The sequence below is a fragment of the uncultured Roseibium sp. genome, from assembly GCF_947496995.1.
Lineage (GTDB): Bacteria > Pseudomonadota > Alphaproteobacteria > Rhizobiales > Stappiaceae > Roseibium.
In genome coordinates this window covers 972,029-985,810 of the sequence record NZ_CANMFD010000001.1, presented here as the reverse complement: position 1 = coordinate 985,810, position 13,782 = coordinate 972,029, and the positions used below count along the sequence as shown (strand labels likewise).

12 protein-coding genes are annotated in these 13,782 nt (G+C 60.6%); 2 read left to right on the top strand and 10 right to left on the bottom strand.

Features of this window, described 5'->3' with window-relative positions:
* Positions 1 to 33 precede the first annotated feature (33 nt).
* The 8 genes from Q1B40_RS04445 to Q1B40_RS04410 form a co-directional block, all read right to left on the bottom strand.
* Positions 34 to 1,092 (bottom strand): LacI family DNA-binding transcriptional regulator, encoded by a 1,059-nt coding sequence (locus Q1B40_RS04445; RefSeq protein ID WP_299810598.1) that lies wholly within the window; start codon positions 1,090 to 1,092, stop codon positions 34 to 36.
* Positions 1,093 to 1,183: 91 nt separating this feature from the next.
* Positions 1,184 to 2,362 carry an NAD(P)/FAD-dependent oxidoreductase gene (locus Q1B40_RS04440; RefSeq protein ID WP_299810595.1) on the bottom strand — a complete coding sequence of 393 codons (1,179 nt, stop codon included), beginning with the start codon at positions 2,360 to 2,362 and terminating at the stop codon, positions 1,184 to 1,186.
* 208 nt (positions 2,363 to 2,570) lie between these two features.
* Complete coding sequence (locus Q1B40_RS04435) at positions 2,571 to 3,776, bottom strand: ABC transporter substrate-binding protein (protein WP_299810592.1); 1,206 nt, start codon at positions 3,774 to 3,776, stop codon at positions 2,571 to 2,573.
* 92 nt (positions 3,777 to 3,868) lie between these two features.
* The gene (locus Q1B40_RS04430) at positions 3,869 to 4,846 is read right to left on the bottom strand and encodes a branched-chain amino acid ABC transporter permease (protein WP_299810589.1); all 978 of its coding nucleotides are present in this window, start codon (positions 4,844 to 4,846) and stop codon (positions 3,869 to 3,871) included.
* A gap of 12 nt (positions 4,847 to 4,858) precedes the next feature.
* The gene (locus Q1B40_RS04425; RefSeq protein WP_299810585.1) at positions 4,859 to 5,731 is read right to left on the bottom strand and encodes a branched-chain amino acid ABC transporter permease; all 873 of its coding nucleotides are present in this window, start codon (positions 5,729 to 5,731) and stop codon (positions 4,859 to 4,861) included.
* 5 nt (positions 5,732 to 5,736) lie between these two features.
* Positions 5,737 to 6,444: an ABC transporter ATP-binding protein gene (locus Q1B40_RS04420; RefSeq protein ID WP_299810582.1), complete on the bottom strand. Its 708-nt coding sequence runs from the start codon at positions 6,442 to 6,444 to the stop codon at positions 5,737 to 5,739.
* The gene (locus Q1B40_RS04415) at positions 6,441 to 7,211 is read right to left on the bottom strand and encodes an ABC transporter ATP-binding protein (RefSeq protein ID WP_299810579.1); all 771 of its coding nucleotides are present in this window, start codon (positions 7,209 to 7,211) and stop codon (positions 6,441 to 6,443) included. The genes Q1B40_RS04420 and Q1B40_RS04415 overlap by 4 nt, the downstream gene beginning before the upstream one ends.
* A 64-nt stretch (positions 7,212 to 7,275) precedes the next feature.
* Positions 7,276 to 7,533, bottom strand: coding sequence for a hypothetical protein (locus Q1B40_RS04410; RefSeq protein ID WP_299810576.1), 258 nt, complete (start codon positions 7,531 to 7,533; stop codon positions 7,276 to 7,278).
* Positions 7,534 to 7,858: 325 nt separating this feature from the next.
* Here Q1B40_RS04410 and Q1B40_RS04405 point away from each other — a divergent pair, with 325 nt between their 5' ends.
* Positions 7,859 to 9,961, top strand: coding sequence for an EAL domain-containing protein (locus Q1B40_RS04405; protein WP_299810573.1), 2,103 nt, complete (start codon positions 7,859 to 7,861; stop codon positions 9,959 to 9,961).
* Here the strand turns inward: Q1B40_RS04405 and kynU are convergent.
* Positions 9,954 to 11,174, bottom strand: coding sequence for a kynureninase (gene kynU / locus Q1B40_RS04400; RefSeq protein WP_299810571.1), 1,221 nt, complete (start codon positions 11,172 to 11,174; stop codon positions 9,954 to 9,956). The genes Q1B40_RS04405 and kynU overlap by 8 nt on opposite strands.
* Positions 11,175 to 11,418: 244 nt before the next feature.
* Here kynU and Q1B40_RS04395 point away from each other — a divergent pair, with 244 nt between their 5' ends.
* A complete protein-coding gene (locus Q1B40_RS04395) occupies positions 11,419 to 12,813 on the top strand; it encodes an L-serine ammonia-lyase (protein WP_299810568.1) in 1,395 nt (464 codons plus the stop codon).
* 107 nt (positions 12,814 to 12,920) lie between these two features.
* Here the strand turns inward: Q1B40_RS04395 and Q1B40_RS04390 are convergent, their stop codons facing one another.
* Positions 12,921 to 13,538, bottom strand: coding sequence for a GntR family transcriptional regulator (locus tag Q1B40_RS04390; protein ID WP_299810565.1), 618 nt, complete (start codon positions 13,536 to 13,538; stop codon positions 12,921 to 12,923).
* Positions 13,539 to 13,782: the final 244 nt, after the last annotated feature.

Below are 13,782 nucleotides of genomic sequence, written 5' to 3'. Positions count from 1 at the left end.
CGGTCCCCGGCACGCTGCCGGCCAGTATACGTACTATTGCCTGTTTTCGTCAGAATCGGAAATGGCGGGCAGATTGTCTTTCAGAAAAACATCGATGCCGATGCGTTCCTGCCCGTCGATGATCTCCGCGCCGTCGCACAGGGCCTTGAGCACGCGGATGGCGCTGCGGATTTCATGGCCGGGATCCTGGGCGATCACCGCATCGAGTACCCCGTCCCGCAAGGCATCGCGCGTATAAGGGGTCAGTTCGTGGCCGACGAACACCACCTCCTGCGCGCGGCCGGTCTCCTGGAGAGCCGAGATCGTTCCCCTGTTGCCCGCACCGATATTGTAGAGGCCGGCCAGATCCGGATAATCTTGCAGCAGTCCGCGCACCAGGTCCGCGTTGCGGGCGTTGTCGTCGCGGCCTTCGCGGACCTTGAGCAATTGCAGATGCGGGAAGTCCGCCTCGATCACCTCCCTGCAGCCGGCGAACCGCTCGGCATGATCGCGCAGCCCGAGAGAGCCGGCAATCAGAGCGACCTTCGCCGGCTCCTTTGGAAGGAACCGCCCCAGCAGCCGGCCCGCCGTGCGCCCCGCCGCCATGTTGTCGATGCCGACGAAATGCTGGCGGGTGGAAGACGGATGATCGGAAACCAGTGTCACCACCGGCACGCCGCGATCCTGGAGGCGGTCGATGGCGGCCCGGACTTCCGGAAAGGCCGGTGCGACCACCGCCACGCCGTCGCAGATCGCCCGCTCGATGATAGCGAGCGTCCCGGCAACCCGGTGACCGTCGAATGCATCGATCGGCTCGACATGAACATGCATGCGCTCGCCGCTCATGGTTTCCGCATGCGACAGCGCCTCACGGGTGAGATCCTCCATGAAGGCGTTCGGACCGTTGGGAAGAAGAAAATGGAACCGGTAGAGGCGCTTCTTGGCAAGGCCCGCGGCGAAGACGTCAGGCTTGTAGTTCAGGGTCTCGGCCGCCCGCTTCACCTTTTCAATGGTGTTGTTGCGCACGCCCGGACGCCCGTTCAGCACCCGGTCGACCGTCGCAAGGCTCACCCCAGCCGCCTCGGCAACATCGTGTATCGTCACTCGCCGCATTCAGTCCCCCGATTTTGGCAGGAGTATAGTCATGAATGAGGTGCGGTCATCAAAAAATGCTGCAGTGCGTGCAGCCCGTTCCGTCAGGCGTTCATACAACCTGTCCGGCGGCATGACCGGAGGACCACGCCCACTGGAAATTGAAGCCGCCGAGATGGCCGGTGACGTCGACGGTCTCGCCGATGAAATAGAGCCCCGGCAGCTTCGAACTCTCCATCGTCTTTGACGACAGCTCCTTTGTATCGACGCCGCCGAGCGTGACTTCCGCCGTGCGATAGCCTTCCGTCCCGACAGGCGTAAGCTGCCAGTTGTTCACCTGGTCCGCTGTCCGGCGCAACACCTTGTCGGACTGATCCGCCAACCGGCCCTTGAGCTGGAAAGCGTTTGCAAGCTCTTCCACAAGGCGGTTCGGCAGCAAGGTCCCAAGCGCGGTTTTCAGATCCTGTTTCGGGCTCCTCTGGCGGGCAGCGCGCAGCGTTTCGAAGACATCCGATTGCGGAGCCAGGTTGACCGAAACCGGTTTGCCCTCCTCCCAATAAGATGAAATCTGCAGGATCGACGGACCCGAGAGCCCCCGGTGCGTGAAGAGCAACCCTTCGCGAAAGCGCGTCTTTTGAAAAGAGACAATGGCGTCCAGCGACACCCCTGCAAGACGGCTGCAGAGATCCTTGTTGGCGTCGGAGAACGTCAGTGGCACAAGCGCGGCGCGCGGCGCGATCACGTTCAGGCCGAACTGCCTTGCAAGATCATAACCGAAGCCGGTGGCGCCCATCTTCGGGATGGACGGACCGCCGGTCGCCACCACCAGCGAGGAGGCCCGAAGCGGCCCCTTCGACGTTGACACGGAGAACCGCTCATCAGGCTTTTCGACCGCCTTGATTTCCGTTTCCAGCTGCAGGGTGCCGCCTGCGGCTTCCAGCTCGGACAGCAGCATGCGGATGATGTCCCTGGCGCTGTCGTCGCAGAAAAGCTGACCGAGGGTTTTCTCATGCCAGGCGATGCGGTGTTTTTCCACCAACGCCAGAAAATCATGCTGGGTGTAGCGCTTCAGCGCCGAAACGCAGAAGCGCGGGTTCTGCGACAGGAAATTCGCCGGAGAACAGTTCAGGTTGGTGAAATTGCATCGGCCGCCGCCGGAAATACGGATTTTCTCCGCCGGCTTGGAGGCATGGTCGATGACCAGCACCTTGCGGCCCCGCTTGGCCGCCTCAATGGCACACATCAGCCCGGCCGCGCCGCCACCGAGAATGAGAACATCCAGATCACGCATGGCGGGCTTATACACGGGGTTGAGAGATGTGGGTAAAGGAAGTTTAGGCAATGCATAAATACCTTCCCCATCCGTCATCCCAGATCTGCGTGCAGCATTGCTGCACTTGTCCGGGATGACGTCAGGCGGTGGGCGGTGGTTCCCAAAAACAAAACCGGCGGCTCTTTCGAACCGCCGGCTTCACAAGCACATTCTTCAGTTGAAGAAATTACTTCATTTCCATGATGACTTCGTAGCCGTCGGAGCCGACTTCCCACAGGGCGTAGGTGCCCGGAACGTCGCCGTTGGCGTCGAAGTTGTGGTCGCCTGCCGCGCCCTTGTAGTCGATGGCGGTACCGGCTGCGATCAGTTCCTTGGCCTTCTTCCACTCACCCGGACGGATGGCTTCGCCAGTGCCGTTGGAAACTTCCAGCATGGCAGCTGCAACGCCTTCCTTCTTGCCACCGGCTTTTTCAAGAGCCAGCGCCATCAGGAAAGCTGCATCGTAGGAGGTGGTTGCGAAGATCGCATCCGGGTCACCGCCGACGCCCTTGAAGGCTTCGTTGAACATGTCCAGCGACTCGGACTTCTCGCCAACCGGGGAAGACGCCACGAAGCTGGCGAGGTTCTCAGCGCCGAGTTCGTTGATGACCGCGTCGGATTTCATGCCGTCGCCGCCAACGAACTTTTCGAAGAAGCCGTTTTCGAGAGCCTGGCGCAGGATGGTCAGGCCGGTGCCGTCGCCATAGTCGAAGATGACCAGGGTGTCGGCGCCGCCCTTGGCGAGTTCGGCAAGGTTGGACCGGTAGGACGCCTTGCCTTCCTCGTGCGCGGCGAACTGGGTGATTTCACCGCCCAGCGCGTCGGCATATTCAGCCTTGAAGGCATTGGCGAGACCGGTGCCGTAGTCGTTGTTGAGGTAGGCGACGGCGACCTTGCCGTAACCCTGTTCCTTCAACGTGCGAGCCAGGGCACGGCCCTGATAATCGTCGGAAGGAACAGTACGGAACACGGTGCCGTTGTCGTCCAGTCCGGTGATTTCCGGCGACGTGCCGGACGGCGTAATCATGACGATACCTGCCGGGATGGTCACGGAACCGGCGGCAGCCAGAACAGCCCCCGAGCAATGCGGGCCGACGATGCCGGAGACACCTTCAATGTTCACGGCCTTGGTGGCGGCATCCGTGCCGTTCTGCGGGTTGCAGGCACTGTCGCCGAGCACGCCGACGAGCTTTTCGCCATCGCCGATGCCGCCCTGCTCATTGACCTGCTGGACAGCGAGTTGTGCCGCGTCAACCATGGCCGGCGCCATGGCGGCGATCGGACCGGAAACGCCGCCCAGAAGACCGATCTTCACATCGGCCTGCGCGGGAACGGACGCCAGGGCTGTTGCGGCCATCAAACCGGCAGCGAGCGCGAGAATCTTGGTTTTCATAAGTCTACCTCCTCATAAATCCGGTCTTTGCCGGAACTTTGGATTTCCGAGCCTCACATTCATAAGTCAAATGTGCGGCCTGTGGAACGGGCCTAACTGTGGTCCGCACCCGATTTCGGGGTCCGCCGGCTTCCTCTGAGATCCCCCCTGAGGGGCTCGGGAAGCAGTCCTTCCGGCCTGAACCGCAGGACAAGCTGCAGCATGAGGCCGATCAGGAACAGGCGGATGTATTTTGCCTGGATCGCATATTCATGCGGAAGGCGGTCCGTTGCAATCTCTGAAACGGACCAGATGATCCAGACAACCGCGGCACCGAGTATCGCGCCCCGGTTGTTTCCGGACCCACCCAGGATAAGCATGATCCAGACCAGGAAGGTCGCCACCATCGGATCGATGGCTTCCGGCGTTATGGAGCGGTTGAAATGGGCAAAGAGCGCACCGCCCAGACCCATCAGCGCCGCACCGAAGATGAAGGCCTCCAGACGGCGGAACTCGACGTCCTTGCCCATCGCCTTGGCGGCATCCTCGTTGTCACGGATCGCGCGCATCATCCGGCCCCAGGGCGCGTTGAACTGACGCTCCACCAGGACATAGGCGACGATCAGCACGGCCAGCACGATGACGAGATAGGCGATCTGCGATTCCGTGTAGCCGATATCGCCCGCCGGGCGCGGTATGCCGTTAATGCCGCGGGCGCCGTTGGTCAGCACTTCCTCGGACTTGATCACCAGGCGAATGATCTCCGCAACGCCGATGGAGGCAATCGCCAGATAGTCGGAGCGGAACCTCAGGCATATCTTGCCGATAGGCCAGGCGACCAGGGCCGCCGCCAGCATCGCGCCGATCCAGCCGAAGACGAAATGCAGATCGAACCCGCCGAGCCTGCCGTCGTCTGCCGGCGTGGACAGAACGGCGGAGGTATAGGCGCCGACCGCGAAGAAGCCTGCGATGCCCGCATTGAAAAGCCCGGCGAAGCCCCACTGGATGTTGAGACCAAGCGCAAGCAGCGCATAGATGGCGATGAAAATCGCCGTGAAGAGGGCGTAGTTTACAAGACCCAGGAATTCCATGTCCGCGCCCCCTTACAATACCTTGCCCTTGAGCAGCCCGGTCGGGCGCACAAGCAGCATGAACAGCAATATGGCGAACGCCATGGCGGCCTTGTATTCACTCGGGATCACCAGCACCGACAGCTCTTCGGCAATGCCGACGATCAACCCTCCCAGGACGGCGCCTTCCACCCGGCCGACACCGCCGAGAATGGCTGCGGCGAACATCGGCAGCAGCATGTGCCAGCCCATCATCGACTTGATTTCCGTGTTGTAGCCAAGGAAGAAACCGGAGGCGGCGCACAACCCGCCGGCGATGACCCAGGTCAACATCACGACCTTCTTGTTGTCGATGCCCGACAGCAGCGCCAGGTTGGGGTTGTCGGACATGGCGCGCATCGCCTTGCCCCATTTGGACCTTGTCAGGAAGAGCTGCAGGGCGCCGACCAGCACGATCAGGGCGACGACCGTATAAAGCTCACGGTCACGAATGCGCAGACCGAAATAGTCTTCCGGGCGGACAATGCCGCGCGAATAGGTTTCGGTGTCCACGCCCCATACGACCTGAACGACGGACCGCAGCATGAGCGCGATGCCGAGCGACGCCATGACGGTGACGATCTTCGGCCTCTCCCGCAGATGCTCGTAAAACACCTTGTCGATGCCGACCGCTACCGCAGCGGTCACCAGGATCGCGATGGGCAGGGCCGCCAGCGGCGGTATTCCCACGCCGGTAACGCAGGCCAGCGCGACAAAGGCGCCGAAGGTCGCCAGGTCGCCATGGGCCAGATGCGCATAGCGCAGGATCGCAAAAATCAGCGTGATGCCGACCGCGCCGAGCGCATAGATGGACCCGAGCACAATGCCGGGAATGACATAGAAATTCAGAAGTTCGATGAGATCCATGCCGCTCAGCCCCCCAGAAACATTTCGGCGACCTCACGGTCGGCAAGGAGATCGGCGCCCGAGCCTTCGTGCCGGTTCCGGCCCGCGGCCAGAACATAGCCACGGTCGGCAAAGGCGAGCGCCTGTTTGGCATGCTGCTCCACCAGAAGAATGGCAACGCCCGTGTCGCGCACATCCCGGCAGATCTGGAAAATCTGCTCCATGTATTTGGGAGACAGCCCGGCGGTCGGCTCGTCCAGCAACAGGAGCTTGGGATCCAGCATCAGGGCGCGGCCCATGGCCACCATCTGGCGCTGACCACCCGAAAGGCTGCCGGCCGGCGTGCGGCGGCGCTCCTTCAGGTCGGGAAACAGCGTGTAGATGCGGTCATAGGCAGCGGACAGATCGCCTTTTCTCAGGAAACCGCCCATCTCCAGATTTTCGTGGATCGACATTTCCCGGAAGATGTTGTCGACCTGCGGCACATAGCAGATGCCCCTCTGGACGATGCGGTTCGGAGCCCAGCGGGTGATATCGTCGCCATCAAACAGCATCTTGCCGCCGCGGATCGTCAGCAGACCGAAGACCGACTTCATGGCTGTCGACTTTCCGGCCCCGTTCGGGCCGACGATGGCGACAATCTCATCCACATCCACATGCAGGGACACATCGATCAGGATGTCCGCATCACCGTAGCCGCCGGTGAGGCTTTCCATCGAGAGAAGCGCCGTCATGCCGCGTCTCCCGTAGTTTCGCCCAGATAGGCTTCCAGCACCTGCGGATTAGAGCGCACGGTCTGAAAATCGCCTTCGATCAACACCCGACCCTCGGCCATGCAGATGACCGGAGCGCAGAGCTTCTCGATCATCTCCATGTCATGTTCGATAAGGATGAAGGTATAGCCGCGATCCCGATTGAGGATCTCGATCTTGGTTTCCAGCTTGCGCAGCAGTGTCCGGTTGACGCCCGCGGCCGGTTCATCGAGCAGCACCAGCTTCGCATCGGTCATCATGGTGCGGCCGAGTTCTAGAAGCTTCTTCTGCCCGCCCGACAGGTTGCCCGCAGGTTCGTGCGCGACATGGGTCAGCTCAAGAAACTCCAGCGTTTCATAGGCCTGTCGCTCGACATCGCGCTCCGCCGAGCTGACCTTGCGCCAGGCGAACCAGTTGGAGAACAGGCTTTCGCCGGGCTGCGACGGCGGAACCATCATCAGATTTTCCAGCGCCGTGAGCTTGTGAAATTCATGCGGTATCTGAAAGGTACGTACCAGGCCCTTGTGGAACAGCTGGTGGCTTGCCAATCCGGTGACATCCTCACCCATGAACCGGATGCTGCCGCTGCTCGGGTGGAACGCACCCGCGATCAGATTGAACAGCGTGGTCTTTCCGGCCCCGTTGGGCCCGATCAGCCCGGTGATGCTGCCTTCTTCGACACGAAACGAGCAACCGTTTACAGCCCGGAACTTTCCGAAATCCATTACGAGCTGATCAAGCTCAAGCATTCAGTCTCCTCGCCGCCCCCCGATAGCGGTCTTTCTTATAACCTTTGGCCACGAATGCCTGTTTTCAGGCTTGGCGGAGCGGACACAGTCTTGTCCACACCGGCGCGGCATCAAGACCTTCTAACTCCATTGACAGCGCAATCAACTCAAAATCACCGGGTTCAACAGCAGAAAGAGCAGGATTTTCCAGAATCGGCAAATCACGGGAACGGGCAATCCTGTGTCCAGGTGGATTTGCAGAGCTATGCGGGTCGATAGAGTCAGTTTCACCCGGGCACACCGCACGCATCATCTGCCTCCGCGACATTGTTTTGACAGGCATACAGCGGGTCTCATGTACTCACTTAGCAACAATGAACCCAATGACCGTTCCTGGCCGTTCCGGTGGACAGCCGCTTATTTCAGTTGCCTTCGCGACGAAAGGGAAGCAGTTTAGGCGCAAGTAAAACCTGAGTTCGATACTGTTATTTTTTACAATAAGCAGCATTTTCTCTCAACGACTACCGATTATGGTAACCTCTTTTCTTTCCTTATGGTTTTTCTCAATTGATATCGGATTGAGATTTTACGATATTGCCCCCGAGGGAACCAGGACGTTTGGGGCAGGCAGAAAACCAGCCGGATATCGCTTCGGCAACACATAAATCGTGGAGGAGAAACTGCCGGACAATTCTGATCTTTCCGGAGACACGTGCCTTGAACCGGAAGAGAACCGCGCAGCGCTGTTTAACGGTATCGCCGAAGGCAAGATCGACCCGGACCTCATAGCGACGATTTACGACCGGCTCGACACTGCCGTCTGGATCTTCGATTTCGACAGGAAGCGGTTTCTCTGGGCGAACCGCAAGGCCCTGGAAATTACCGAGGCCGTCAGTCTTGAAGAACTCCGTTCCCGCGATCTGGCCACCGACATGTCTCCTGCCGTCGAGGAACGACTGCGGCAATATCAGCAGGATTTTTGCCGGCACGATGTGAGCTTTTCCGAAATCTGGACGCTGTATCCCCGGGGCAAACCGAAGGTCCTGCAGCTGAACATGAGCGGGATCAGGCTGATCGACGGTCGCATGGCTCTTCTTTGCGAAGCGCGCGACCATCACGAACAGCAACCGGAGACCCTCAGAAGCGCCGAAGCCCTGATGCATACCACCGTCATGATTTCACTGTTCTCGACGGACGGTACGCCTCTCTACAGAAACACCGCCGCGCGAGCCGCGTGCCAGTCACTCGGCACGCCGTTTCACCGTCATTTCGTCGAATCCCGGGATGCGCTGGAATTCCTGGAACTTGTCGAGCGGAACCGGACTTCGGGACGGGTCACCAGGGTCAGGACAAGCGCCGGCCCGCGCTGGCACGAAGTGACGATCCGTGCCTGCCAGGATGCGGTGTCCGGCCAGCCGGCTTATCTGGTCAGTGAAATCGATGTCACCGAACTGCACGAAACCAAGGAACGGGCGCAGTATCTGGCAAGTCATGACACACTGACGGGTCTGTCCAACCGGACTTATTTGCAGGAACGGCTCGCTCAGGTCCTGCAGACGGCAACGGACAGGGGTTTGACGGCGACACTTTATCTGGTCGACCTTGATGACTTCAAGATGGTCAATGATTCCCTCGGCCATGCCGCCGGGGACAGCCTGCTGCAACTTGTTGCGGAAAAGCTGAAGCAGCTGGCGGAGCCGGACGACATCGTGGCACGGCTGGGCGGCGACGAGTTTCTCATCTGCCATCTCGAAAAACCCGGCCCCAGGGGGCCGGACTGGTTTGGCCGGCAACTTCTGCAGGCCTTCTCGAAACCCCAGCTGATCGACGGCAAGCCGAGGCGCGTCGGTCTCAGCATCGGCTATACGCAATATCCTGAGGATGGTGTCAGCATCGACGACCTGATGCGGCACGCCGACCTGGCGCTCTATCAGGCCAAGACGGACCCGGTGGACAAATGCGTCCGGTTTCACCCGCAGATGCGGCACCTGCGCGACGAGCATCTGGCGATCAAGAAGGATCTTGAACGTGCGATCCAGGTGAATGAATTCATATTGGAATATCAACCGATCGCATGCACCCTGAACGACCGGGTGATTTCCGCCGAGGCCCTGGTCCGCTGGCATCATCCCGAGAAGGGTCTCATCTACCCCGATGACTTTATAAAGATCGCGGAGGAAACCGGTCTCATCAACCAGATCGGCCTTTGGGTCAGCCGCCATGTTGCGCAAATGCAGGCGCGGCTCGCGCAGTTGAACTACGACATACCGCTTTCACTCAATGTGTCGCCGAAACAGCTCTCCGATGCGCATTTCGTGGCCCACATGCAGGCCTTGCCACGGGAAACCGGCTGCAATCCCGAAAAGATATCCCTGGAACTGACGGAGAGCGTTCTCCTTGGCGACATTCCCAATGCGTCCGAAACCCTTTCCCAGCTGAAAAGCACCGGCTACCGGATCGTTATCGATGATTTCGGCGCCGGCTATTCCAATCTGGCCTATCTCCATAACTATCCGATCGACGGGATCAAGATCGACCGGATGTTCATGACCGACATCGCTTCTGGCGGGGCCATCGTGAAGCTGATCCTCTCCCTGGCCAATGCCCTCGGTGCGGAAGTCATCGCCGAAGGCGTCGAGACGGTGGAACAGCGGGCATGGCTGCTGGAAAACGGTTGCCACCGGTTCCAGGGCTTTCTCTACTCGAAACCCGTTCCCGAGGAGCGACTGCTGTCGATGCTGGAAACACAGATGCACATCGCGTCTATGTGACCTTGGCCCTGGTTTTGAATTCCGGCCGGTCCCAGCTTTGCGTATCGAGAATGCCGGCAAGGATCGCCACCGCGTCGAGAATGTCCTGATGCGACAGATAGAGCGGTGTGAAGCCGAACCGCATCACGTCGGGTGCGCGAAAATCACCGATCACGCCCCTTGCAATCAGCGCCTGCATCACCGCATAGCCTTCCTCGAAGCGGAACGATACCTGGCTGCCCCGGTCCTCCGGGTTGCGGGGGCTTGCCAGATCAAGCTGCGGGCATTTGGCCTCGACCTCCGCGATGAACAACTCGCTCAGTGAAATCGACTTCCGGCGGATATCGGCCATGTCGACATCCTCGAAGACATCGAGCGCGGCATAAAGACCGGACAGCGACAGGACCGCGGGTGTTCCCACCGTCATCCGGCCGATGCCGGAGACCGGCCGGTAATCGAGGTCGAATGCGAAGGGCGCCGCATGGCCCATCCACCCGGTCAGCGGCGAGGTCACCTTGTCCAGATGCTCCGGCGAGACATAGAGAAACGCCGGCGCGCCGGGGCCGCCATTGAGATATTTGTAGCCGCAGCCGACGGCAAAATCCGCCTTCGCGCCTGCAAGGTCGACCGGCAAGGCCCCAGCTGAATGCGCCAGATCCCAGATGGCAAGCGCCCCGGCGGCATGCGCCGTCCGGGTCAGGTCCTCCATGTCGTGAAGACGGCCCGTGCGGTAATCGACCTGGGTCAGCATAAGAACGGCCACATCGTCAGTGATTGCCGCCTTGACCTCTTCCGGTGCGACCACCTTCAGCTCATAGCCCCTCGCCAGGAGATCCTTCAGCCCGGAGGCGACATAAAGGTCGGTCGGGAAGTTTCCGGTGTCCGACAGAATGACCCTGCGGTCCGGACGCAGGGACAACGCCGCCGACAGGACCTTGAAGACATTGACCGAGGTGCTGTCGCAGGCGATGCACGTGCCGGCAGGTGCACCTATCAGCCGACCGATGCGATCGCCGGTGCGGGCCGGCAGGTCCAGCCAGCCGTGGGTGTTCCAGGCGGTGATCAGGCTTTCACCCCACTCCTGCGTCACCACTTCGGTAAGGCGCGCCGGCACATGACGCGGCAACACACCGAGGGAATTTCCATCCAGATAGATGATCCCCTCCGGGATCAGGAAGGCGTCTTTTCTGGACTTCAGAACGTCCTGCATGTCGGATGGGTGCTGCGCGGTCATCGGATACTCTTGATGCTTGGTCGATCCTTAACGGGAGCGGCAAGCTATCAAAGCGCCTTTTCGCAAACAACAGTTTCAGTGAGGATTTGTTCCTGCCTGGGCGAACTTCGGAAAGATGTGTTTCGGGCGATGTCGCAAACAACACAAAATTGCCCGTTTGAACGCCTGTCCACAAAGGGCTATCTGTTACCTTGAAAAGAATGCTGGCAAGGTCAGCTTGGAACAGACAGGCAGTGCGGTTCGGATGTTCATCAGCGTCTTCGATATTTTCAAGGTCGGCATAGGCCCCTCAAGCTCCCATACGGTCGGGCCAATGGTCGCGGTGCACCGCTATCTGGACCGGGTCCGCGGCCTTTCAGGTGCGGAAGCAAAGGCGGCGCGGTTGACCGTCACCCTGCACGGTTCGCTTGCCTTCACCGGAAAAGGCCATGCAACAGACAAGGCCGTCTGCCTGGGACTTCTGGGTGCGAGGCCGGACAGTCTCGATCCCGACCAGGTCGATCCCATGCTCGACACCCTGAGTTCGGAAAAACGGCTGCGGATTCCCGGCCTGCCAGAACTGGATTTCATTCCCGAGCGGGACGTGATTTTCGATTACGGTCCTTCCCTGCCCCTGCATGCCAACGGCATGACCTTTGAACTGCTCGATGCGTCCGGCACTCCTATCGACAGCTTCGTCTATTATTCGATCGGCGGCGGTTTCGTGGTCAGCGAGGCCGAGCTCACAAAAACCACCAACGAGCCGATCACCGAGCTTGCCCGGCAGGACGTGCCCTTTCCCTTCGCCTCCGCCAGCCAGATGCTGGCCATGGGCAAGGAATCGGAGCTTTCCATCGCCGAGATGAAACTGCGGAACGAATGTGTGACCCAGCCCCTGGAAGACGTGGAAGCGGGCATCGACAAGCTCTGGTCGGCGATGGATGCCTGCATCAACCGCGGCATCACCCAGACCGGCCAGCTGCCGGGCGGGTTGAAGGTCAAACGCCGCGCTGCGGACATCTACCAGCAGCTCATCCACGAAGGCCGCGGCAATCCGCGCTTCGAGCATAATGTGGTCGACTGGCTTGGCGTCTACGCCATGGCCGTCAACGAGGAAAACGCGGCAGGGGGCCGGGTCGTGACCGCGCCGACCAACGGAGCGGCCGGGGTCATCCCGGCGGTGACCCGCTATTATCTCGACCATTGCAGAGATGCCGATCAGGCCGGCATCCGCACCTTCCTGCTGACCGCCGCCGCGGTCGGCGGCATCATCAAGGCGAATGCATCGATCTCGGGCGCGGAAGTCGGCTGTCAGGGCGAGGTCGGCTCAGCGTCGGCCATGGCGGCGGCCGGGCTTTGCGCCGCCCTCGGCGGCACAAACGAGCAGATCGAAAACGCAGCCGAGATCGCCCTGGAACATCATCTCGGCATGACCTGCGATCCGATCGGCGGCCTCGTTCAGGTGCCCTGTATCGAACGCAACGCCCTTGGCGCGGTGAAGGCCGTGACCGCCGCCTCGCTGGCGCTGCGCGGCAACGGCTCTCATTTCGTGCCGCTGGACGGTTGCATCGAGACCATGCGCCAGACGGGCATGGACATGATGGAGCAGTATAAGGAGACCTCAAAGGGCGGTCTGGCAGTGAATGTCGTCGAGTGCTGAAAACGCTCCGGCGTCGTAACCCGGCCACTTGCGCACGGCAAGACCGATTGACTTGACGGCGGCAGTGGGCGGGCCTCCGATCACCTGAAGGCTCCCCCGTAAGAAGATCAGATCTGCTGAAGTCGCGTCTTGTGAGCGTGGGCGATGTGCCGCCGAGCGGCGGTTTCGGCTGCCGCGCTGTCGCCCTTGCCGATCGCATCGACAATCGCCGCATGTTCCTCGACCGCCGTCTCGCGGCGCTCGGGTGTATCCAGCGTCGTGCCGGCCATGAGGATCAGCGACAGGCGCAGATGGTCGATCTGGTCGACAAGATAGCGGTTGTGCGAGGCAAGGCAGAGGCGACGGTGGAACTCCCGGTTGGAGCGCACCAGGCTGTCCTTGTCGGCAATGCGCCGGCGGTCCGCGGTCACCAGATCCTGCAGAATTTCGATTTCCGGCTCGGAGGCGTGTTTGGCGGCAAGACCGGCAGCGGTGCCCTCCAGCACTTCGCGCATGAAATAGACTTCGTTGATCTGACCGTGATCCAATGTCGGAATGACCATACCGCGATTGGGCTCGTGAACGGCAAGCCCCTGCGCTTCCAGGCGCTTCAATCCCTCGCGGATCGGCGTTCTGGAAACACCGAACTCCTCCGCCAGATCCGCCTCGCGCAAGCGGTCACCGGGTTTCAGCACCCGCTCCTCGATAAGCCCGATCAGCCGCCGGTAGATTTCAGATCCGTTCATAGGATCTGGTTAGCGGCTGCACGGGTTTTGCGCAAGAGTGGCGGGAAGGTCTGGACCGGGTATGGATCTTTGTTGGTTTATCTATTTAGCGGGTAACCCCACCCATTACTCTTCTCTGCGCAGGTGGACCCCCACCCCTAACCCCTCCCCACAAGAGGGAGGGGGACTTGGCAGCGGCGCTTGGATGGGTTCGATGGCAGAACTTTTTTGAAAGACAAAGGCTGTGAAGGAGGCACAGCGGAAT